This window comes from Serratia sp. SM04, from assembly GCF_040280225.1.
Taxonomy (GTDB): Bacteria; Pseudomonadota; Gammaproteobacteria; order Enterobacterales; family Enterobacteriaceae; genus Serratia; species Serratia sarumanii.
On record NZ_JBEOQT010000002.1, the window covers coordinates 44,114 to 66,839 of the forward strand.

The following is a 22,726-nucleotide window of genomic DNA, read 5'->3' on the forward strand; positions in this document are numbered from 1 at the left end:
GCAAATACCAGCATCGGAAGAAATAGCGGCCTATTTTACTCATTATCGCCCTCTACGCCAAACCGCTGATGGTACCAACGGGGCATTAATTGTTCGCGAAAGCCTTTAATTTGCCAATCGTTGTCGAAAAAAAGCACCGACAACTGGCCGGAGCGCGTCGTATCGTGCCATGTAATGCCATTTGCCCGATATCGGGCGACCACTTTACGCGCCGGCAAACGCCATTTACCGTAACGAGATGCGGACGCCAGCGCAGCTTCGGGATTAACCGCGCGCAAAAAAGGCGGTGTTGAGGAAGTTTTGCTGCCATGGTGCCCCACCTGCAATACCGTGGCCGTTAAGCGGTCGCGCCGCAATCGGAGCAGCTGCGCCTCCGCCCTCTTTTCCGCATCGCCGGTGAGCAGCAGACTGTATTTCCCGTCGTCGATACGGATCACGCAAGAGTCGTCATTAACCGGCCTTTTGAGCATTTTCGGCGGCCACAGCACCTCGAATTGCAACGACTGCCAGCGCCAACGCTCGCCGGCGATGCAGGGTAAATGCCCTTCCCCGCGTATCGGGCTGCGCACGGTAGCTTGCGGGAACGCTCGCCGCATCGTCGGGAGCCCGCCGATATGATCGAGATGAATATGGCTGATAATGATCTGCTCCAGCTCAATGCCCCGCCAGTTCAGCATCGGCAATATATGCCGTTCTGCGGCACTGCCTGTCGCCCAACGATCGCCGGTGTCGTACAGTATCCCCTTGCCGTTTTGCTCGATCACCACTGCCAGGCCGTGCCCGACATCGAGCATGTCGACGCGCCAATGGTAATCCGGTGCTTTACCTCGCCATAACACGCAGCATATGGCTATCGCTGCCAGTCCAGGCGCATAGCGCCACCACCAATGAAAGCGCCAACAGATAACGAGAAGCCATCCCGACGCGCTGGCAAGCAACGAGGCAGCCCCCAAATCCACCCAACCGCGCTGCAGATAATTTAACGGCACAAACACCCATCCCAACGTGAAATCCGCCAACCACCAAAGCCCGTAACTTAGCGAGGGGAAGATGCCGCAAATCAACGCCAGCAAAATCAACGGCACCGTCACCAATGAGACGATGGGCACCGCCCAGAGATTGGCCGGCAGCGAGGTCAACGTCAGGCCCAGAAACAGCGCGGCCTGCATCGGCACCAGCAGCAACGTCATGCCTAGCTGAATATGCAGCCAGCGCACCGGAGCCCAATACCACGCCGAACGAAATCGCTCGCCGAGCGGTGCCCACTCGAACCAAAAAATCAGGCACCCCACCGCCAGTACCGACAACCAGAAACTGTCTGACAAGACCGCCAACGGATCGCACAGCAAAATAAGCCCGATGCACCACAGCCACACTTGCCATGAAGAGCAATGCACGCCGCGCAAACGCAGCAGCATCCACAGCGTCATCGCCAACGCGGTACGCACCGCCGGCGGCTGGGCGCCCACCAACCAAACATAGATCAGCGTCGCCACCCAGCCCGCGATCAACGGAAAGCGATAACCAATCAGATGGGCGGGGAGGAAAAACTGCAGCGCGCGCAGCACTGCCCAGAACAAAATGGCGACCATCGCAACATGTAACCCCGATATGGCCATCAGATGAGCGATACCGGTTTTCAACATCAGCGTGCGCAAAGCCTGTTCGAGCGCGGTTCTTTCCCCAAACGCCAACGCCAGCAACACCGCCTTGTAACGCAATTCACCAATGTTGGCTTCAGCATGGCTGATAATGCGCTGGCGCAGGCCGCAATTCCCCTCCAGCAAGCGCGCCTGCCTGACCTGAGCGGTCAACGGCTGGCGCTGTGCGATCGCCCAACGTTGGCTGTCGAAGCCTCCTTCATTGAGCTTGCCATGCACCGGCCGCATGCGCAGTTTCAATTGCCAACGCTGCCCGGCACACAGCCGTTGCTCTTTCGGAGCCCATGTCGTGGTAAACGCCAGCGCAGGCGCCAGCCAATGGCCGTCGACCCGCTCGATGCGCATCAGGGTCTGCTTACTGACGGCAGGCTCCAGTGCGACGCTGCTTATCTGCACCACCGCCGTCACTTCCGGCACGCGGCTTAAGCGATCCATTTGCCCGAGCAGGCTTCCGGCGTTGAAAACTGCCCATATGAATCCCAATCCCAGGCAGGCCAAATACCGGCAGAACGGCCAACGGGTGCGCAGCAGTAAACCGGCGACCAGCAGCATCGGCCACAGCAACCATTGCTCTGGCAACTGCGGTAAAAGCAGCAGCGGCAGGATGCCGCAGATAACGGCGAATATCGCCAGATCCAGCGAAATTTTGATCGCTCTTCTCCCATCGGCTTCACCATGAGCAAAAACGCGTCACGAAGAGCAAGCAGGATTATTCAAGCGACATGTCGCCGCCAGCGGGCTTTAGTGAGGATGCGGCGAGCACGGCAGGATAAGAGAGGCATATGCAGCAGCCACACCGCAAATGCGGCGCGGTACGCAATTCACAAGCAGAGCTACGGGAATTGCAGGCGAAAAAAAACGGCGCCTTAAAGGCACCGTTTTATATTCTTTACAAGCAACAACGCTATGGGCAGTCAGTCAGCGACTAGCCATAGATATTAGCGCGGTCACGCAACTCTTTGCCTGGTTTGAAGTGAGGAACGTACTTGCCGTCCAGCTCGACTTTGTCGCCGGTTTTCGGGTTGCGGCCTACACGCGGGGCACGGTAGTGAAGAGAAAAACTGCCGAATCCGCGGATCTCAATGCGTTCGCCCTCGGCCAGCGTTGCGGCCATGTGCTCAAGCATCTCTTTCACTGCATCCTCAACGGCCTTCGCCGGAATATGAGATTGCTGGCCAGCAAGTCTTTCAATAAGTTCAGACTTGGTCATAGTACCTCCAAGCTTTGCAGCTAAACTACCGTATCGGGGCGGTCAGAGACCGCCCCCCGTCATTACTCGCCTTTAGCCGCTTTGAAAGCTTCAGCCATTGCGTTAGAGAAGTTGCCTTCTTCCTGTTTGTTGTTAACAGTTGCGATGGCGTCTTTCTCGTCAGCTTCGTCCTTAGCACGTACGGACAGGCTTACAACGCGGTTCTTACGGTCAACGCCGGTGAATTTGGCTTCAACTTCGTCACCTACGTTCAGAACCAGAGTTGCATCTTCAATGCGGTCGCGAGAGGCTTCAGATGCACGCAGGTAACCTTCTACGCCGCCTGCCAATTCAACTGTAGCACCTTTGGCGTCAACTGCAGTGACTTTACCAGTAACAATAGCACCTTTCTTGTTCATAGACAGGTAGTTATTGAACGGGTCTTCAGCCAGTTGCTTCACGCCCAGGGAGATACGCTCGCGCTCTGCGTCAACTTGCAGAACAACCGCTGCGATTTCGTCGCCTTTCTTGTATTCACGAACTGCTTCTTCGCCTGCAACGTTCCAGGAGATGTCAGACAGGTGAACCAGGCCGTCGATGCCGCCGTCCAGGCCGATGAAGATACCGAAGTCAGTGATAGACTTGATTTTACCTTCAACGCGGTCGCCCTTGTTGTGGGTTTCTGCGAACTGCTGCCATGGGTTGGATTTGCACTGCTTCAGGCCCAGGGAGATACGACGACGTTCTTCATCGATGTCCAGAACCATCACTTCCACTACGTCGCCCACGTTAACAACTTTGGACGGATGGATGTTTTTGTTGGTCCAATCCATTTCAGAAACGTGTACCAGACCTTCAACGCCTTCTTCGATTTCTACGAAGCAGCCGTAATCAGTCAGGTTGGTTACACGACCAGTCAGCTTGGTGCCTTCTGGGTAACGTTTCGCGATAGCAACCCATGGATCTTCGCCCAGCTGTTTCAGGCCCAGGGATACACGAGTACGCTCGCGGTCGAACTTCAGCACTTTAACAGTGATTTCATCGCCAACGTTGACGATTTCGCTTGGGTGCTTAACGCGTTTCCAAGCCATGTCAGTGATGTGCAGCAGGCCGTCTACGCCGCCCAGATCAACGAATGCACCGTAGTCAGTGAGGTTCTTAACGATACCTTTAACTTCCATGCCTTCCTGCAGGTTTTCCAGCAGTTGATCGCGCTCAGCGCTGTTCTCGGATTCGATAACCGCACGGCGAGAAACGACAACGTTGTTGCGCTTCTGATCCAGCTTGATGACTTTGAACTCAAGCTCTTTGCCTTCCAGGTGCAGAGTGTCACGTACCGGACGCACGTCAACCAGGGAACCTGGCAGGAACGCGCGGATGCCGTTCAGCTCGACGGTGAAGCCACCCTTCACTTTGCCGTTGATAACACCGGTTACAGTCTCAGCTTCTTCGTAAGCTTTTTCCAGCGTGATCCAAGCTTCGTGACGCTTAGCTTTCTCACGGGACAGCAGGGTTTCACCGAAGCCGTCTTCAACAGCATCCAGAGCAACGTCAACTTCGTCACCAACCTGGATTTCCAGCTCGCCCTGGGCGTTTTTGAATTGCTCAGCCGGGATGGCAGACTCAGATTTCAGACCGGCGTCAACCAGTACGATATCTTTGTCGATAGCAACAACGACGCCACGAACGATGGAACCCGGGCGGGTTTCGATTTCTTTTAAGGATTCTTCAAAGAGTTGAGCGAAAGATTCAGTCATGTTGTTAATCTTCAGGGTTCTTTAGTTTAACGTCCATTTAGCGTCCCGCCGAATGGGGTTGTTTCACATACCCCGCCATTGGCTCCATGCCGACAGGGTTTAAGGTTACAGGGGTAAAATTTTACCCGATATATTGCGATACCGCTATGACAAATATGACAAAAAGCCAATAGCGCCGCCGCGCTTATTGCTGCGGCAACGCCAACACTTTCTGTGCATACGTCAACGCCTGCCGGATCACTTCTTCGATCGACATGCTGGTAGAATCCAGCACGAGGGCGTCAGAAGCGGGCACCAGAGGCGCGATAGGCCGATTACGGTCACGGTCGTCCCGTTCCTTTATCTCGGCTAAAAGACGTTCAAAGTTAACATTAAAGCCCTTCTCCTGCAACTGCAGCATGCGGCGGTGCGCGCGCTCCTCCGAGCTGGCGTCGAGGAAAATCTTGACCGGCGCGTCCGGGAACACCACCGTGCCCATGTCGCGGCCATCGGCAATCAGGCCGGGCGCCTCGCGGAATGCGCGCTGGCGGCGCAGCAGCGCCTCGCGCACGCGCGGAAACGCCGCCGCTTGCGACGCGGTGTTGCCGACGGTTTCGGTGCGGATCTCATTGCTGACGTCCTCACCTTCCAAAATCACCTGCAGCTTGCCGTCCTGGGCAACGAAGCGAACATCGAGATGTGCGGCCAGCGGAACCAGCGCTTCCTCAGAAGTGATATCCACCTGATGATGCAACGCTGCCAGCGCCAGCACGCGATAGATCGCGCCGGAGTCCAGCAAACGCCAACCCAGAGACTCGGCCAACGCTTTACACAGCGTGCCTTTGCCTGCGCCACTTGGTCCATCAACGGTTATCACCGGGGCTGTAGCCGTCATTTCTCTCTCCTTCAGGTAGAAAACCTCACAGAGACACGGCGTGCTTCGACTCGAAGCCCGTGCGCTCTGTCACCTGCCCAATCAGGGGCAAATACGGTGGCGTATTATACGCTGCCCTACGGCGATCTGTTACCCTGGAACTGTCCGGTTGTTGAAAATAAGCGCACAACCGCGAAAAAGTATAGAAGAAATGCCGGCCGCCAAAGGTTAAAAACGATAAAGGCCCACAAAGGGGCCTTAAAATAAACGATTTGACGGGTTACGCCGGCTGGCTGATGCGGGCCAACTGTTCGAAATAGTCCGGGAAGGTTTTCGCGGTGCATTTCGGATCGAGAATGGTAACCGGCGTATCCGACAGCGCCACCAGCGAGAAACACATCGCCATGCGGTGATCGTTGTAGGTGCCGATCTCGGCGAACTGCAGTTTGGCCGGCGGCACGACGTGAATGTAGTCTTCCCCTTCGTCCACTTCCGCCCCCACTTTACGCAGCTCGGTGGCCATCGCCGCCAAACGGTCGGTCTCCTTCACCCGCCAGTTGTAGATATTGCGGATGGTGGTCGGCCCCTCGGCGAACAGCGCCGCGGTGGCGATGGTCATCGCCGCGTCCGGAATGTGGTTCATGTCCATGTCGATGCCGCGCAGTTCACCGCGGCTGCACTCGATGAAATCGTCGCCCCAGGTAATACGCGCGCCCATTTTCTCCAGCACGTCGGCAAACCTGGTGTCGCCCTGCACGCTTTTGCGGCCGATGCCGGTCACGCGCACGGTGCCGCCCTTGATAGCCGCCGCCGCCAGGAAGTAAGAAGCGGAAGACGCGTCGCCCTCAACCAGGTAATCGCCCGGCGCGATATACGTCTGGCGCCCCTGGATATGGAACACCCGATAGTTGTCGTGGCTCACCGATACGCCGAAAGTGCGCATCAGATGCAGCGTGATGTCGATGTACGGCTTGGAAACCAGCTCGCCCTTGATGTGGATCTGCGTATCTTGCGGCGCCAGCGGCGCGGTCATCAGCAACGCGGTCAGGAATTGGCTGGAGACGCTGCCGTCAACGGTGACGTCGCCACCCTGGAAGCCGCCACGCAGGCGGATCGGCGGGTAATCGGTCTGCTCGAGGTAATCAATCTGCGCCCCGCCCTGGCGCAGCGCGTCCACCAGATGGCCGATCGGGCGCTCTTTCATGCGCGGTTCGCCGGTCAGCACCACGTCGCCTTCGCCGAGGCACAGCGCCGCCGCCAATGGGCGCATCGCCGTCCCGGCATTGCCGAGGAACAGTTCCAGCGGCCGTTCGGCCACCAGCGGGCCGGCCACGCCGGTCACTTCGCACAGGGTGCGATCGGCGGAAAGCTGGTAGTTCACGCCCAACGCCTGCAGCGCGTTCAGCATATGACGCACGTCGTCGCTGTCCAGCAGGTTGGTCAGCCGGGTCGTGCCTTTCGCCAGCGCCGCCAGCAGCAGAGCGCGGTTAGAAACGCTCTTCGAGCCGGGTAAGTTGACGGTGCCATTGACCAGGGCGACCGGTTGTAACGTCAGGGAATCCACCATGTGAACAAAACTCTCCAATTCTGATAAACGAAACGGCTCCGGAATAATGCCGGAGCCGCTTTAATGCAAAAGGACAACAGCCTGAGGCAGCCAGCGCCTGGCGGGCTGACGGAATCAACCGTGACGACGTTCGAAGTCGGCCATGAAATCGGTCAGCGCCTGCACGCCGGCCAGCGGCATGGCATTGTAAATAGAAGCGCGCATGCCGCCAACTACCCGGTGGCCTTTCAGCGCCTGCAGGCCGATGGCCTCGGCTTCGCTGAGGAACACCTTGTCCAGCGCCGCATCGGCCAGTTGGAACGGCACGTTCATCCACGAACGGTTGGCGATCGCCACCTGGCTGCGGTAGAAGTCGGATTTATCGATGGTCGCGTACAGCAGCTCGGCCTTGGCCTGATTGCGTTTTTGCATCTCCACCAGGCCGCCCTGCTCTTTCAGCCATTTGAACACCAGCCCGGAGAGGTACCAGGCGAAGGTCGGCGGGGTGTTGAACATCGAGTCGTTCTCGGCCAGCACGGTGTAATCGAGGATCGACGGCACTTCTTTGCGCGCCTTGCCCAAAAGATCGTCGCGCACGATCACCAGCGTCAGGCCGGCCGGGCCGATGTTTTTCTGCGCGCCGGCGTAAATCACGCCGAAGCGGCTGACGTCGAGCGGGCGGGACAGGATGGTCGAGGAGTAATCGCCGATCACCACCTTGTCGCCGAAGTCCGGCGTTTCATCGATGGCCACGCCGTCGATGGTCTCATTCGGGCAATAGTGCACGTAAGCCGCGTCGTCGCTGAGCTGCCACTCTTTCATCGGCTTGATGCCGCTCAGGCCGTCGATGCGGGTTTTCACGTCGATGACGTTCGGGGCGCAATACTTTTCCGCTTCCTTGATGGCGCTGTGCGCCCAATAGCCGCCGTCGATATAGTCGGCGGTGGCCTTGTCGCCCAGCAGGTTCAGCGGCAGCGCCGCGAACTGCGCGCGGGCGCCGCCGTGGCAAAACAGCACTTTATAGTTGGAGGGGACTTTCAGCAGATCGCGCAGATCCTGTTCCGCCTGCTCGGCAACGGCGATGAATTCTTTGCTGCGGTGACTGATCTCCATCACTGACGTGCCCAGCCCATGCCAGTTGCACAGTTCCTGTTCCGCACGACGCAACACTTCCACCGGCAGCATCGCCGGGCCAGAGCTAAAATTATAAACCTGAGTCATTTCCCCTCACCACATTCACTGTTCGCCGCAGAAAAGCGACCTGTCGAAAAGACGCCCGAAGTTAACGCTCGCGTTAACCAACCCATCGGTTTTATCACTCACGCCCCATGGCTGCAACGCTTATTCGCCCGTCGGCGGCAAACGGCCGCGCCGGGTGATGACAGGCTCTGCGGCCGTCGCGATTGTTTGGACGATAAAACCCTGTGACATGGGGAAATTCAGCGGGTTAACGCGGTGTTTTATGCTGTATTCAGCCAAGATGGCTGCGAGAGCCCGGCCGGCCCCCGCAGGAGAGAAAACGATCAGTACTGATTGAACATCTGCTGGATCTGCTTCGCGTCTTTGGCTTGCGTCAGCGCCAGCTGCAGCAGTATGCGCGCTTTTTGCGGATTCAGCGTGCCGGCGGCCACAAAGCCGTACTTGGCGTCGTCCACTTCCGCATCTTCGGTGGTGGCGCCGGTCGGCACGCGCGATGAGCGCACCACCGCCACACCATTGTGCGCCGCCGTCGCCAGGGTGTCGAACACGGTTTTATACAGGTTGCCGTTGCCGACCCCGGCGCTGACGATGCCCTGGTAGCCTTCGGCGATCAGAGCCTTGGCCGGCGCATCGGAGGCGTTGGCATAGTTGTAGATGATGCCGACCTTCGGCAATTCGTTCAGCTTGCTGACGTCGAACGGCGTATCCCGGGTATGCTTACGCTGCGGCGAGCGCTGGTAATCGATCTTGCCGTTGTGGATATAGCCCAGCGGGCCGAAGTTCGGCGACTGGAAGGTCTGCACGGCGGTGGTGTTGGTCTTGGTGACGTCGCGCGCATCCAGCACGGTGTCGTTCATCGCCACCAGCACCCCGCGGTTGGCCGATTGCGGATCCGCCGCCGTCACCACCGCGTTGTACAGATTGAACGGGCCGTCGGCGCTCATCGCCGTCGCCGGCCGCATCGCACCCACCAGCACCACCGGCTTGTCGCATTTCACCGTCAAATCGAGGAAATAGGCCGTCTCCTCCAGCGTATCGGTGCCGTGGGTGATGACGAAGCCGTCGGTCTTGCCGCAGTCGGCGTCAATTTTCTTCGCCAGCGTCAGCCAGACCTGATCGTTCATGTCCTGCGAGCCGATGTTCACCACCTGCTCCCCCTGCACGTTGGCGACGTTCTTCAGCTCCGGCACCGCATCGACCAGCGCCTCGACGCCCAGCTTGCCCGCGGTATAGTTGGATTTCGTCGCCGACTCACCGCCGCCGGCGATAGTGCCGCCGGTCGCCAGCAGGGTGATGTTGGGCAGCGCCAGCGCCGAGGCGCTGACACCGGTCAACAAGAGGGTTAACGCGCTGAGTTTCACTGATTTCATTAGATTTCTCCGTGACAGATAACTCGCTGAATTATGGCCCCTATCCTTAAAAAAACTGTGACTTTGCCGCCGCTTTAGGAATGACGCAAAACCCCGTATCTGCGCCGTGAGGCGGGCAGCAGGCTATTTGAGGCGGGGTTTAGCATTGAGAAGGTGTCGCCCAGGCCACCGGCCATCGCAACTTGAATCTGCTTTGGCAGGTATACACTGAGTTCTACCCTCAATCGCTGAATGAGAAATTGTAGAGCGGATTGATTTAATTGCTATACGTTAGTGAACCAGAACACACAAAAATATTATCAATCGAAAAATCGAATTGCAGGCATTGAAAAATGCCTGCATAACGATTGATATTTAACAACCGCTAGAGCTGGAGAAATAGGTCATATTAAAATTACACCACCCCATGGCTTGCACATCTGCAACAGAAAAACTACCGCTAGCGCCTAAGTCAGAATTAAAGTTAGCATTGTAAGACCCGATACCAACATCTATATTTGGAGCCGTTTGATAGCCGTTCTGAATTCCATTGTAAATTTCTCCGGCCGCATACCCGCCGAGGGCCCCAGCGTAGGGATTACCGCCACCGAGCCAAGTACCGGCGACAGTGCCGGCCAGTTGAGCTATTTGTTCACCGCCTGCACCTGTAACTAGATTAATTTCACTCAAATTAAGTTCTTTCATCTTTACGTTCCTGTAAATTTAAGTTAAACAATGAAAAAACAAAGCCCACAATAAAACAAATACCAAAAATCACGATAAAGAAATAACTTCCATCATGAATACTTTCACTAATATAATTTACAATACTGAATATTGAAAAAATATATAACGAATTTCTTAACCATCGTTTATAAAAAGCACTATCTAATGAAAATTTCATTTTATACCTCTATAACTGTCATCTCTCCCCTAACCATGATAATTAATGAGAAAACTAAAAATGCAAATCATTTAATCTGTATTTCCCATTCGCCCATGACTAAATCTATATTTATGGTTCTGAGAGAGCGGCAGTTTTACAACCCAGGCAAATGAGTTTGATTATCATTCTCATTTTTTCAGTGAATGTCAAGAGCTTTTAACCTATGGATTCATGGTGTCACGCCACCAAGACGATGCGCAGCCTCTCGCTTGATGTTTCTGCATCTCGTTGCGGTGAGGTCGGTTCAAAAAACAGAAGGATAGCCATATAAATCATTTATATATAAATATTGAACCGACTGAACCGACTGAACCTACCCTTTTTTCTCTCACGTGTGAGAAGATATCCCTCAAGGTTGAGGTAACCCTCAGGGTAACGCCATCTTCATGGCAGGCTGTTTTGGTGTTCAGTTCAGCCCCGCCACGTACCCCGCGTTTTGCTGCAAGAATGAGAAAACGTCAAAAAACACCGGAACAATATACAGCCGAATTTTCAAGCAACAATTTGAAAATTAAAGGTAAAACAAAAACACCTGTCAACATGAAAACATGAAATGAAGACAATGACGCAAACTTTTATCCCCGGTAAAGACGCCGCCCTGGAAGACTCCATCGCCCGTTTCCAGCAGAAACTGAGCGATCTCGGTTTCAACATCGAAGAAGCCTCCTGGCTGAACCCGGTGCCGCACGTGTGGTCGGTGCACATTCGCGATCGCGATTGCCCGCTGTGCTTCACCAACGGCAAAGGCGCCAGCAAAAAAGCCGCGCTGGCCTCCGCGCTGGGTGAATATTTCGAGCGCCTGTCCACCAACTACTTCTTCGCCGATTTCTATCTGGGCCGGCAGATCGCCGAAGGCGACTTCGTGCACTACCCGAATGAGAAATGGTTCCCGATCCCTGAAGACGACGCGCTGCCGGCCGGCATCCTCGACGAACGCCTGCACGCCTTCTACGATCCGCAGCAAGACCTGAGCGCCAGCGATCTGGTCGATCTGCAATCCGGCAACGCCGATCGCGGCGTGTGCGCGCTGCCGTTTACCCGTCAGTCCGACCAGCAAACCGTGTACATCCCGATGAACATCATCGGCAACCTGTATGTTTCCAACGGCATGTCCGCCGGCAACACCGCCAACGAAGCGCGCGTGCAGGGCCTGTCGGAAGTGTTCGAGCGCTATGTGAAAAACCGCATCATCGCCGAATCCATCAGCCTGCCGGCGATCCCGGACGAAGTGCTGAACCGCTACCCGGGCGTGGTGGAAGCCATCGCCAAACTGGAAGAGGAAGGTTTCCCGATCCTCTCCTATGACGCCTCGCTGGGCGGCAACTACCCGGTGATCTGCGTGGTGCTGTTCAACCCGACCAACGGCACCTGCTTCGCCTCGTTCGGCGCGCACCCGGACTTCGGCGTGGCGCTGGAGCGCACGGTGACCGAACTGCTGCAGGGCCGCAGCCTGAAAGATCTCGACGTGTTCACCGCGCCGACCTTCGATGACGAAGAAGTGGCGGAACACACCAACCTGGAAACGCACTTCATCGACTCCAGCGGCCTGATCTCCTGGGATCTGTTCAAACAGGACGCCGATTACCCGTTCGTTGACTGGAACTTCAGCGGCAGCACGCAGGAAGAGTTCGCCACCCTGATGAGCATCTTCGACAAGGAAGACGCGGAAGTGTACATCGCCGACTACGAGCACCTGGGCGTCTACGCTTGCCGCATCATCGTGCCGGGCATGTCCGACATTTATCCGGCGGAAGACCTGCTGCTGGCCAACAACAGCATGGGCGCGCACCTGCGCGACACGCTGCTGGCGCTGCCGGGCAGCGAGTGGGAGCCGGAAGAATACCTGGCGCTGATCGAGCAGCTGGACGACGAAGGGCTGGACGATTTCACCCGCGTACGCGAACTGCTGGGTATTGCCAGCGGCAAAGACAACGCCTGGCATACCCTGCGCGTGGGCGAGCTGAAGGCGATGCTGGCGCTGGCGGGCGGCGATCTGGATCAGGCGCTGATCTGGACCGAATGGACGCAGGACTTCAACGCCTCAGTGCTGAGCCCGGCGCGCAGCAACTACTACCGCTGCCTGCAAACGCTGCTGCTGCTGGCGCAGGAGCCTGAACGCGAAGCGGCGCAATACTATACCGCGTTCGTGAAGATGTATGGTCAGGAAGCGGTCGAGGCCGCCTCCGCCGCCATCAGCGGTGAAGAACGCTTCAACGGGCTGTTCGCCGTCGATGCCGATCTGAAGGCGCTGCCGGCCCATCAGGCGCTGCTGGCGGCCTACGAGAAGCTGCAGGCGGCCAAACGCCGCCACTGGGCCAAAGCCTAAGCGTCATCAGGGGTACTGCCACTTTGGGAGTACCCCTGTTGCCAAACGCCGCACGCCGTTGCGGCGTTTTCATTTTTGCGGTTTATTTCAACGCATGCGGTTTTATTTTTTCGCCGGAAAATAGGCGGTTAAACGACCATAAAAATAAATAAACCGTCAATTGTTGCCGGACGGTGAAATAATAATTAACCGATAATTAAACTTTCAGCGCTGCGCGGCGACAAAACGCCTAAAAATTTAACTTTAGCGCCTGCGGCCCACCCTGCACATTCAAAAAAATTTGCAAACATTAAAAAATTGTTTTATCTTAAAAATCAATAAATTAACCACAAAAACCACACAAAAAACACGTCATTTTGCCGCTCTACTTCCCCGCCTTATGATCCAAATCAAATTTTCCCCTATACTGCTTTGCTAGTATCTCATTGCGTTGTTTTAACCCTTAAGAGCGAGAGTTAGTTTGAAAACTGACAGCCCCTTCGATCTGATTTTACCTGCGGCAACGGCGAAAATCGCTGAAGATGCCGGCGTGTATAAAGCCACCAAACATCCGCTGAAAACGTTTTATTTGGCGATCACCGCCGGTGTCTTCATTTCCATCGCCTTCGTCTTCTACATCACGGCGACCACCGGCACCGCCGGCGTGCCTTTCGGGCTGGCGAAACTGGTCGGCGGCATCTGCTTCTCTCTCGGGTTAATGCTGGTGGTGGTGTCGGGCGCCGACCTGTTCACCTCTACCGTGCTCATCGTCATCGCCAAGGCCAGCGGCCGCATCAGCTGGGGCCAGCTGGGCGCCAACTGGCTGAACGTTTATCTCGGCAATCTGGTCGGCGCGCTGTTCTTCGTGGCGCTGATCTGGTTCTCCGGCGAGTATATGGTCGCCAATGGCCAGTGGGGGCTGAATGTCCTGCAAACCGCAGACCACAAGCTGCATCACACCTTTATCGAAGCCGTGTGCCTCGGCATTCTGGCTAACCTGATGGTCTGCCTGGCGGTCTGGATGAGCTACTCCGGCCGCACCCTGACCGACAAGATGCTCGCCATGGTGCTGCCGGTCGGGATGTTTGTCGCCAGCGGCTTCGAGCACAGCATCGCCAACATGTTTATGATCCCTATGGGCATCGTGGTCAAACACTTCGCCACGCCGGAATTCTGGCAAGCCGTAGGGGCGGTACCTGAGCAATTCGCTCATCTGACAGTAAGCAACTTCATCATCGACAACCTGATTCCGGTCACCATCGGTAACATCATCGGTGGCGGTCTGCTGGTTGGGTTGACTTACTGGGTAATTTATCTGCGCGGGGGTCGCGAACAGCACTAAGCTGTGAGTTACCGCGCGCAGAGTTAGAAATCCACAATCAAAGGTAGGTGTACAATGACCGAACTTAACGAGAAATTAGCCAACGCTTGGGAAGGTTTCAGCAAGGGTGACTGGCAGAATGAAGTCAACGTTCGTGACTTCATCCAGAAAAACTACACGCCTTATGAAGGTGACGAGTCCTTCCTGGCTGGGGCAACTCAGGCCACCACCACCTTGTGGGACAAGGTTATGGAAGGGATCAAACTGGAAAACCGCACTCACGCGCCGGTTGATTTCGACACCAACGTTGCTTCAACCATCGTTTCTCACGACGCGGGTTACATCGCCAAAGAGCTGGAAACCATCGTGGGTCTGCAGACCGACGCCCCTCTGAAACGCGCGCTGATCCCGTTCGGCGGCATCAAAATGGTCGAAGGTTCGTGCAAAGTGTACGGCCGCGAGCTGGATCCGCAGCTGAAAAAAGTGTTCACCGAATACCGTAAAACCCACAACCAGGGCGTATTCGACGTTTACACCAAAGACATCCTGAACTGCCGTAAATCCGGCGTGCTGACCGGCCTGCCGGACGCCTACGGCCGCGGCCGCATCATCGGCGACTACCGCCGCGTGGCGCTGTACGGCATCGACTTCCTGATGGCCGACAAGCTGAACCAGTTCAAATCGCTGCAGGAAAAACTGGAAAACGGCGAAGATCTGGAAATGACCATTCAGCTGCGCGAAGAGATCGCTGAACAGCACCGCGCTCTGGCTCAGATCAAAGAGATGGCCGCCAAATACGGCTACGACATCTCCGGCCCGGCCACCAGCGCGCAAGAAGCGGTGCAGTGGACCTACTTCGGCTACCTGGCCGCGGTGAAATCCCAGAACGGCGCCGCCATGTCCTTCGGCCGCGTGTCCACCTTCCTCGACGTGTTCATCGAGCGCGACATCAAGGCGGGCAAACTGACCGAAGAACAAGCGCAGGAACTGATCGACCACCTGGTGATGAAACTGCGTATGGTGCGCTTCCTGCGTACCCCTGAGTACGATGAGCTGTTCTCCGGCGACCCAATCTGGGCAACGGAATCCCTGGCCGGTATGGGCGTTGACGGCCGCACCCTGGTCACCAAAAACAGCTTCCGCTTCCTGAACACCCTGTACACCATGGGGCCGTCTCCGGAGCCGAACATGACCATCCTGTGGTCTGAGAAGCTGCCGCTGAACTTCAAGAAATTCGCGGCGAAAGTGTCCATCGACACCTCTTCCGTTCAGTACGAAAACGACGACCTGATGCGCCCTGACTTCAACAACGATGACTACGCCATCGCTTGCTGCGTCAGCCCGATGATCGTCGGCAAACAAATGCAGTTCTTCGGCGCCCGCGCCAACCTGGCGAAAACCATGCTGTACGCCATCAACGGCGGCGTTGACGAAAAACTGAAAATGCAGGTCGGCCCTAAAGAAGCGCCGATGATGGACGAAGTGCTGGACTATGACAAAGTCATGGCCCGCATGGACCACTTTATGGATTGGCTGGCCAAGCAGTACGTGACCGCGCTGAACATCATTCACTACATGCACGACAAGTACAGCTACGAAGCTGCGCTGATGGCGCTGCATGACCGTGACGTTTATCGCACCATGGCTTGCGGCATCGCCGGTCTGTCCGTGGCGGCCGACTCCCTGTCTGCCATCAAGTACGCGAAAGTCACCACCATTCGCGACGAAGACGGCCTGGCCATCGACTTCAAAGTGGAAGGCGAGTATCCGCAGTTCGGTAACAACGACGCCCGCGTCGATGACATCGCCTGCGACCTGGTGGAACGTTTCATGAAGAAAATTCAGAAACTGCGCACCTACCGCAATGCGGTACCGACCCAGTCCGTACTGACCATCACCTCCAACGTGGTGTACGGTAAGAAAACCGGTAACACCCCGGATGGCCGCCGCGCAGGCGCACCGTTCGGCCCAGGTGCCAACCCGATGCACGGCCGCGACCAGAAAGGCGCAGTAGCCTCCCTGACCTCGGTAGCCAAACTGCCGTTTGCCTACGCGAAAGACGGGATCTCCTACACCTTCTCCATCGTGCCTAACGCGCTGGGTAAAGACGACGACGTGCGTAAAGCCAACCTGGCGGGCCTGATGGATGGTTACTTCCACCATGAAGCCTCCATCGAAGGCGGCCAGCACCTGAACGTCAACGTGATGAACCGCGAAATGCTGCTGGACGCGATGGAAAACCCTGAGAAATACCCTCAGCTGACCATCCGCGTTTCCGGTTACGCCGTGCGCTTCAACTCGCTGACCAAAGAGCAACAGCAGGACGTAATTACTCGTACCTTCACTCAAACGATGTAATACGCCGGCCGGGCGGGAAACCGCTCGGCACCAACGCAGGGGCCGGTTTTGCCGGCCCTTTTCTCCCACCGCTCTCCCCTGACTCTGTACGAGTCTGTTTTGCCGGACATCTATACTGAATGGATAGCCGGCAAAACAGTTATCCGGCAACTGACCGGCCGACAGGCATCATTACCCCGGTGGCGGTTCCACCCGCTGCTGCATCGCAGATACCTGGCCGGCGGCCACGCGCCTATTTTTAGACTGCGTTTGACAGTCAATATTGGAGAAAACCCCGCAATGTCAGCAATTGGTCGCATCCACTCCTTCGAATCCTGCGGCACCGTCGATGGGCCCGGGATCCGCTTTATCGTCTTCTTCCAGGGCTGCCTGATGCGCTGCCTCTATTGCCATAACCGCGACACCTGGGACACCCACGGCGGCAAGGAAGTGACCGTCGAAGAGCTGATGAAAGACGCGGTGGCCTACCGCCACTTCATGAACGCCTCCGGCGGCGGCGTGACCGCGTCCGGCGGCGAGGCGATCCTGCAGGCTGAATTCGTGCGCGACTGGTTCCGCGCCTGCCACGCCGAAGGCATCAATACCTGCCTGGACACCAATGGTTTTGTGCGCCGCTACGATCCGGTGATCGACGAGCTGCTGGACACCACCGATCTGGTGATGCTGGATCTGAAACAGATGAACGACGAGATCCACCAGAACCTGGTCGGCGTCTCCAATCACCGCACGCTGGAATTCGCCCGCTACCTGGCGAAACGCAACCAGCGCACCTGGATCCGCTACGTGGTGGTGCCGGGCTGGTCAGACGACGATAAGTCGGCGCACCTGCTGGGCGAGTTCACCAAAGACATGACCAACATCGAGAAAATCGAGCTGCTGCCTTACCACGAGCTGGGCAAGCACAAATGGATAGCGATGGGGGAAGAGTACAAGCTGGACGGCGTGCACCCGCCGAAAGCCGAGACCATGGATCGCGTCAAAGGCATCCTGGAAAGCTACGGCCACAAAGTGATTTACTGATTGGCGCACGCCAAAAGAAAAAACCGGCTCATGGCCGGTTTTTTCATGCTCAGGCGGCGGCGAACGGCGTGTGATGGTGATCCGGCTTCTGTTTCTTCAGCAGCATCAGCAGGTAAACCAGCGCCACGGCGGCGATCATCACGAACAGCACGCGGTCGGAATAGTTTTGCATCAGCAACGCCGTCATCGACGGCCCCAGCAGGCTGCCGATGGTGTAACTCATCAACAGCGCCTGGTTCATCGCCACCAACTCGTGCGGCAGCGCCTTCTCGCAGGCCCAGGACATCGCCACCGGATACAGGGTAAAGCCGGCGCAGCCGAGGATGAACAGCGAAGGCGCCATGGCGTAGTTGCCGAGCATCGCCACGCTGGCGAGGATCACCACGAACACCTGAATGCGCAGCACCAACAGGCGCCCGTAACGATCGGCCAGGCGCCCGACCGGCCATTGGCCGACGATGCCGGAGCTGACCAGCAGCGCCATCCAGTAACCGACGTTGGCGTCGCTCATGCCCTGATGGGAGAGGTACAACGGCATCAGGCCGTACAGCGAACCGAGCACGATGCCGGAAATGATGCAACCGTTGATGCCGAGGCGCGCGCTGCGGCGTCTCAGCATGGTCCACACCGCCGCCTGCTGCGGCTCGTCTTCATGGCGGTTGACCCGCGCGAACAGCATCGGCAGCATGGCGCTGATCACAATGGCGGTCACCCACGGCACCACGTGCAACAATTCGGTCGAGGTCATGCTCAACAGCAATTGGCCGGTCACCGTACCAAGGTAATAAACGATCATATAGGCCGCCAGCAGCTGGCCGCGGTTGCTCAGGTTGCCGCTGCGCAACAGCGCGCTCTCCACGATCACCCAGATCCAAGCGCAACCGACGCCGGCGAAGAAGCGCCAGCCCAGCCAGCTCCAAAAATCGATCGACAGCACCATGCCGGCGGTCGCGGCGGCGAACACCAGACAAGAAAGATGATAGCTGCGGGTAAAGCCGACGCGCTGGATCAGTTTGCCCGCCACCAGCGTGCCCAATAGGTTGCCGCTGAAATAAGAGGAGCTGACCATTCCCACCTGCCAAGTCGACAGCTGAGCATGGGTTAACCAAAGAGGCACTAACGTATTCAAAACGGCAATGGATACCGTGAGCAGCAAGAGGCCGCAGAGCAATAAGAGCACTGGGCGGGAGTATGCGGACATAGTGAAATTGTGACCGAACGCGCAATGAGAGTGCGCGCATCATGCCACTGGCGATAAAAAAGTCAATCGCCTCTTATCGTTCCACCGCACGATTTGTTTCCGGCTAACCGGCTGAAAAAGCGCTATGCTCAGCGCAGAGCGAATTTGACGACAGAGAGGCAAGATGAGTCAGGCAAATGATGCGGCGGTAGAGGCCCTGCTGGCGGACATCGGCAGCACGCAAGGTGACCTGCTGGCCATTGTGCAGCAGGTGCGGCGAATCGCTGCGGCGAGCGGCAACGGCGTCACCGAGTCGGTCAAATACGGCGGCATCATGTTCTCGCATAGCCAATTTTTCTGCGGCGTTTTCGCCTATCGCCACCACGTCACGGTGGAGTTCGGCCACGGCTACCGATTGGAAGATCGTTATCACCAGCTCGAAGGCAGCGGCCAGTATCGGCGACACATCAAGCTCCACTCGCCCGCCGAGGTGAAAAGCAAGCATCTGGCGGACTACCTTCAACAGGCTTATACGCTGGCGCCAGACTGAATTCTCGACATAAAAAAAGCGCCCGCAGGCGCTTTTTTCGTGGTTTGCCGTTTAGCCGATATATTCCAGGCCGCCCATATAAGGACGCAGCACTTCAGGCACCTGAATGCGGCCGTCGGCCTGCTGGTAGTTTTCCAGCACCGCCACCAGCGTACGGCCAACCGCCAGGCCGGAGCCGTTCAGCGTGTGAACCAGACGCGGTTTCTTGTCGGCTTTGCTGCGGCAGCGCGCCTGCATGCGACGCGCCTGGAAGTCCCACATGTTGGAGCAGGACGAGATCTCGCGGTAGGTATCCTGCGCCGGCAGCCACACTTCCAGATCGTAAGTTTTGCACGCGCCGAAGCCCATGTCGCCGGTGCACAGCAGCACCTTGCGGTAAGGCAGGTTCAGCAGCTGCAGCACTTTTTCCGCGTGGCCGGTCAGCTCTTCCAGGGCATCCATCGAATCTTCCGGACGAACGATCTGCACCATCTCGACCTTGTCGAACTGGTGCATGCGGATCAAACCGCGGGTGTCGCGGCCGTAAGAACCGGCTTCCGCGCGGAAGCATGGCGTGTGTGCGGTCATTTTCAGCGGCAGAGTTTCCTCTTCCACGATCTCGTCGCGCACCAAGTTGGTCAGCGGCACTTCCGCCGTTGGGATCAGCGCGTAGTTGCTGCTGTCGGCTTCTTCTTCCAGCGGACGGGTATGGAACAGGTCTTCGCCGAACTTCGGCAGCTGGCCGGTACCGTACAGCGTGGCGTGGTTAACCAGGTAAGGCACGTAGGCCTCCAGGTAGCCGTGCTGCTCGGTGTGCAGATCCAGCATGAACTGGGACAGCGCGCGGTGCATGCGGGCGATTTGCCCTTTCATCACCACGAAGCGCGAACCGGTCAGCTTAACCGCGGCGGCAAAATCCAGCCCGCCGGCCATTTCGCCCAGATCGACATGATCGCGCACCGCGAAGTCGTACTGGCGCGGTTCGCCCCAGCGGGCAACTTCCAGGTTTTCGCTGTCGTCTTTACCATCCGGCACGGCGTCGTCCGGCAGGTTAGGCAGCGTCAGGGCGTAATCGCGGATCTCGCTCTGCAACGCATCCAGCGCCGCCTTGGCGGCATCCAGCTTGTCACCCAGCTCGTTCACTTCGCGACGCAGCGGCTCGATGTCTTCCCCACGCGCTTTGGCCGCGCCGATGGATTTCGATCGGGAGTTGCGTTCCGCTTGCAGCGTTTCAGTTTCTACCTGCAGAACTTTGCGACGTTCTTCCTGCGAACGCAGCAGATCCAGATCGAGTTTAAAGCCTCGGCGAGCCAGTTTGACGGCGACTGCGTCTAGCTCATTACGCAGCAGATTGGGATCGAGCATGCTAATCCTGTACTTGTTGTTATTGAAAGAAGTGTTGTTGTTCTATGCGGCTGATTTATAGCCGCATAAAAGAAGAGTGATACCCGCTAACCTTACCGCAACGGCCTCGCTAGCGGTAGCGTTTTGTCGGGCTATTTTGATCCTGCTCAGCCAGCCATGCCAACTTTTCGCCGATTTTCCCTTCCAGCCCGCGCGAGGTCGGTTGATAGTAGCGCGTATGGGCCATTTCGGGCGGGAAATAGTTCTCGCCGGCGGCGTAGGCGTTGGGTTCGTCGTGGGCGTAGCGGTACTCCGCCCCCAGCCCCATTTCCTTCATCAGCTTGGTCGGCGCGTTGCGCAGGTGCTCCGGCACGTCATAATCGGCCTGCTCTTTGGCGTCGCGCATGGCGGCCTTGAACGCGGTGTAAACCGCATTGCTCTTCGGCGCGCAGGCCAGGTAGACGATCGCCTGCGCGATGGCGCGTTCGCCCTCCGCTGGCCCCACGCGGGTGAAGCAATCCCAGGCTGCGATCGCCACCTGCATGCCGCGCGGATCGGCGTTGCCCACGTCTTCAGAGGCAATCGCCAACAGACGGCGCGCCACGTAAAGCGGATCGCCGCCGGCGGTAATGATGCGCGCATACCAATACAGCGCGGCGTCCGGCGCCGAGCCGCGCACCGATTTATGCAGCGCGGAAATCAGATCGTAATAACGGTCGCCCTTGTTGTTGAAGCGCGCGCTGCGCTCGCCCGACACTTCTTTCAGCAGCTCCGGCGTCAGCACCCGCACGCCTTTGGCGTCCAACTCCGCCATGTCGGCCATCATTTCCAGGCTGTTCAGCGCCCGGCGTGCGTCGCCGCCCACCAGCTCCGACAGCAGGCGGCGCGTTTCCGCCGGCAGCTCGATATTCTGGCCGCCAAAGCCGCGCGCCTTGTCGCCCATCGCCTGATCCAGCACCTGGCCGATATCTTCGGCGGTCAGCGCCTTCAGCAGGTAAACGCGGGCGCGGGACAACAGCGCCGAGTTCAGCTCGAACGACGGATTTTCGGTGGTGGCGCCGATAAAGGTGATGGTGCCGTCTTCGATGTGCGGCAGGAAAGCGTCCTGCTGGCTCTTATTGAAGCGGTGCACTTCGTCGACGAACAGGATGGTGCGGCGGCCGGCGTCGCGATTTTGCCGCGCCCGCTCGATCGCCTCGCGGATTTCCTTGATACCGGAGGTCACGGCTGAGATCCGTTCGACATCCGCCTGGCCGTAACGGCCGATCAGCTCTGCCAGCGTCGTCTTCCCGGTGCCCGGCGGCCCCCATAAAATCATCGAGTGCAGCTGCCCGGCCTCAATGGCGCGCGGCAGCGGCTTGCCGGCGGCCAGCAGGTGCTGCTGGCCGATATACTGCGCCAGCGTGGTCGGCCGCATACGCGCGGCCAACGGCTGGAACTCGTTCTGGGAAAAATCGAGCGACAGATTATTACTCACTTGCACCTCACTGGCGCTGGTCGTCCAGCGTCACCCCCTTCGGCGGGGTAAATTTGAATTTGGCCGGATCGGCGGCGACGTTCTGCTGGCTTTTCAGCGTGTAGGAACTGCGCTGGCCGTCCTGCTCCACCGCGGCGAAGCTGCGGATGGTGCCGCTGTTGGTTACGCTGATGGCGAACTGCTTCAGGTTGCCGCTGGCGGACTTCGGCGTCAGCTCGAAATCATCGCCCTTTTGCTTCACGTTGTACTGTTTCCAGTCGCTGGCATTATTGCGGGTGATCAGCATAAACGGCGTATTGCCGGTGGCGTTCTTCAGCCAGGTTGCCGTCACCTGCTCGACGAATGGGTTATAGAACCACAGGGTCTGGCCATCGGAGACCAGCACGCTCTCATCGGGCGAGGTCATATGCCAGTTGAACAGGTTTGGGCGCTTCACCCACAGCTCGCCTTCCCCCTGTTGCACCGCGGCGCCGTCGGCGCTGGTCACGGTTTGTGAGAAGCTGGCGTGGAAACTGTTCACCTTCGCCAGGCGACTTTGCAGATCCTGTGCGGCATCGGCCAGCACGGAAGTAGAAGCGAATCCCGAAAGCAGACAGCAGGCAACTAACAGTTTTTTCATTATTCCAGATACCTTATGAAATGCGTTAACCGCAGGGCGACGCCGTGCGGGTCAAATCAACCCTTTACCCCG

The 22,726-nt window shown here is 57.6% G+C and carries 17 protein-coding genes and 1 pseudogene; 6 read left to right on the forward strand and 12 right to left on the reverse strand.

All coding sequences use genetic code 11. The annotated features are described in order from the left end of the window. Nucleotides 1-35: 35 nt before the first annotated feature. From ABTW55_RS03240 to ansB, 7 genes are all read right to left on the reverse strand, one after another. Entirely contained in the window at nucleotides 36-2,306 is a 2,271-nt protein-coding gene (locus ABTW55_RS03240; RefSeq protein WP_080431148.1) for a ComEC family protein, read from the reverse strand. Between the two features lie 280 nt (nucleotides 2,307-2,586). Continuing rightward, complete coding sequence (gene ihfB, locus ABTW55_RS03245; protein ID WP_004928264.1) at nucleotides 2,587-2,871, reverse strand: integration host factor subunit beta; 285 nt, start codon at nucleotides 2,869-2,871, stop codon at nucleotides 2,587-2,589. A gap of 62 nt (nucleotides 2,872-2,933) precedes the next feature. Beyond that, on the reverse strand, nucleotides 2,934-4,607 hold the full coding sequence (gene rpsA, locus ABTW55_RS03250; RefSeq protein WP_004928267.1) for a 30S ribosomal protein S1: 1,674 nt from the start codon (nucleotides 4,605-4,607) through the stop codon (nucleotides 2,934-2,936). A 184-nt stretch (nucleotides 4,608-4,791) separates the two neighbouring features. Next, nucleotides 4,792-5,481 carry a (d)CMP kinase gene (gene cmk / locus ABTW55_RS03255; RefSeq protein WP_004928270.1) on the reverse strand — a complete coding sequence of 230 codons (690 nt, stop codon included), beginning with the start codon at nucleotides 5,479-5,481 and terminating at the stop codon, nucleotides 4,792-4,794. A 259-nt stretch (nucleotides 5,482-5,740) separates the two neighbouring features. After that, nucleotides 5,741-7,027, reverse strand: a complete 1,287-nt coding sequence (gene aroA, locus ABTW55_RS03260) for a 3-phosphoshikimate 1-carboxyvinyltransferase (RefSeq protein WP_033637854.1) — start codon at nucleotides 7,025-7,027, stop codon at nucleotides 5,741-5,743. Between the two features lie 114 nt (nucleotides 7,028-7,141). Further along, nucleotides 7,142-8,227 carry a 3-phosphoserine/phosphohydroxythreonine transaminase gene (gene serC / locus ABTW55_RS03265; protein WP_033637853.1) on the reverse strand — a complete coding sequence of 362 codons (1,086 nt, stop codon included), beginning with the start codon at nucleotides 8,225-8,227 and terminating at the stop codon, nucleotides 7,142-7,144. Nucleotides 8,228-8,529: 302 nt separating this feature from the next. Beyond that, nucleotides 8,530-9,576, reverse strand: coding sequence for an L-asparaginase 2 (gene ansB, locus ABTW55_RS03270; protein ID WP_060419729.1), 1,047 nt, complete (start codon nucleotides 9,574-9,576; stop codon nucleotides 8,530-8,532). A 99-nt stretch (nucleotides 9,577-9,675) separates the two neighbouring features. On the opposite strand from ansB, the pseudogene ABTW55_RS03275 reads away from it, so the two are divergent. After that, nucleotides 9,676-9,821, forward strand: a pseudogene (locus ABTW55_RS03275) (site-specific integrase); the annotation flags it as partial. Nucleotides 9,822-9,930: 109 nt separating this feature from the next. Here the strand turns inward: ABTW55_RS03275 and ABTW55_RS03280 are convergent. Next, nucleotides 9,931-10,260, reverse strand: a complete 330-nt coding sequence (locus ABTW55_RS03280) for a hypothetical protein (RefSeq protein ID WP_072264986.1) — start codon at nucleotides 10,258-10,260, stop codon at nucleotides 9,931-9,933. 803 nt (nucleotides 10,261-11,063) lie between these two features. On the opposite strand from ABTW55_RS03280, the gene ycaO reads away from it, so the two are divergent. From ycaO to pflA, 4 genes are all read left to right on the forward strand, one after another. Then, nucleotides 11,064-12,827: a 30S ribosomal protein S12 methylthiotransferase accessory factor YcaO gene (ycaO, locus tag ABTW55_RS03285; RefSeq protein WP_060419731.1), complete on the forward strand. Its 1,764-nt coding sequence runs from the start codon at nucleotides 11,064-11,066 to the stop codon at nucleotides 12,825-12,827. A 460-nt stretch (nucleotides 12,828-13,287) separates the two neighbouring features. After that, nucleotides 13,288-14,148 carry a formate transporter FocA gene (gene focA, locus ABTW55_RS03290; RefSeq protein WP_019454548.1) on the forward strand — a complete coding sequence of 287 codons (861 nt, stop codon included), beginning with the start codon at nucleotides 13,288-13,290 and terminating at the stop codon, nucleotides 14,146-14,148. A 54-nt stretch (nucleotides 14,149-14,202) separates the two neighbouring features. Further along, the gene (pflB, locus tag ABTW55_RS03295) at nucleotides 14,203-16,485 is read left to right on the forward strand and encodes a formate C-acetyltransferase (RefSeq protein WP_004928286.1); all 2,283 of its coding nucleotides are present in this window, start codon (nucleotides 14,203-14,205) and stop codon (nucleotides 16,483-16,485) included. A 279-nt stretch (nucleotides 16,486-16,764) separates the two neighbouring features. After that, nucleotides 16,765-17,505, forward strand: a complete 741-nt coding sequence (pflA, locus tag ABTW55_RS03300; protein WP_033637850.1) for a pyruvate formate lyase 1-activating protein — start codon at nucleotides 16,765-16,767, stop codon at nucleotides 17,503-17,505. Nucleotides 17,506-17,554: 49 nt separating this feature from the next. Here the strand turns inward: pflA and ABTW55_RS03305 are convergent, their stop codons facing one another. Next, nucleotides 17,555-18,706, reverse strand: a complete 1,152-nt coding sequence (locus ABTW55_RS03305) for an MFS transporter (RefSeq protein ID WP_033637849.1) — start codon at nucleotides 18,704-18,706, stop codon at nucleotides 17,555-17,557. A 163-nt stretch (nucleotides 18,707-18,869) separates the two neighbouring features. On the opposite strand from ABTW55_RS03305, the gene ABTW55_RS03310 reads away from it, so the two are divergent. After that, the gene (locus ABTW55_RS03310; protein WP_060419734.1) at nucleotides 18,870-19,235 is read left to right on the forward strand and encodes a DUF1801 domain-containing protein; all 366 of its coding nucleotides are present in this window, start codon (nucleotides 18,870-18,872) and stop codon (nucleotides 19,233-19,235) included. Between the two features lie 51 nt (nucleotides 19,236-19,286). Here ABTW55_RS03310 and serS read toward each other — a convergent pair whose 3' ends face one another. The 3 genes from serS to lolA form a co-directional block, all read right to left on the reverse strand. Then, on the reverse strand, nucleotides 19,287-20,579 hold the full coding sequence (gene serS, locus ABTW55_RS03315) for a serine--tRNA ligase (protein ID WP_033637847.1): 1,293 nt from the start codon (nucleotides 20,577-20,579) through the stop codon (nucleotides 19,287-19,289). 109 nt (nucleotides 20,580-20,688) lie between these two features. Beyond that, entirely contained in the window at nucleotides 20,689-21,975 is a 1,287-nt protein-coding gene (locus ABTW55_RS03320; RefSeq protein ID WP_060422224.1) for a replication-associated recombination protein A, read from the reverse strand. A gap of 67 nt (nucleotides 21,976-22,042) precedes the next feature. Continuing rightward, nucleotides 22,043-22,654 (reverse strand): outer membrane lipoprotein chaperone LolA, encoded by a 612-nt coding sequence (lolA, locus tag ABTW55_RS03325; RefSeq protein WP_019454555.1) that lies wholly within the window; start codon nucleotides 22,652-22,654, stop codon nucleotides 22,043-22,045. Nucleotides 22,655-22,726 lie beyond the last annotated feature (72 nt).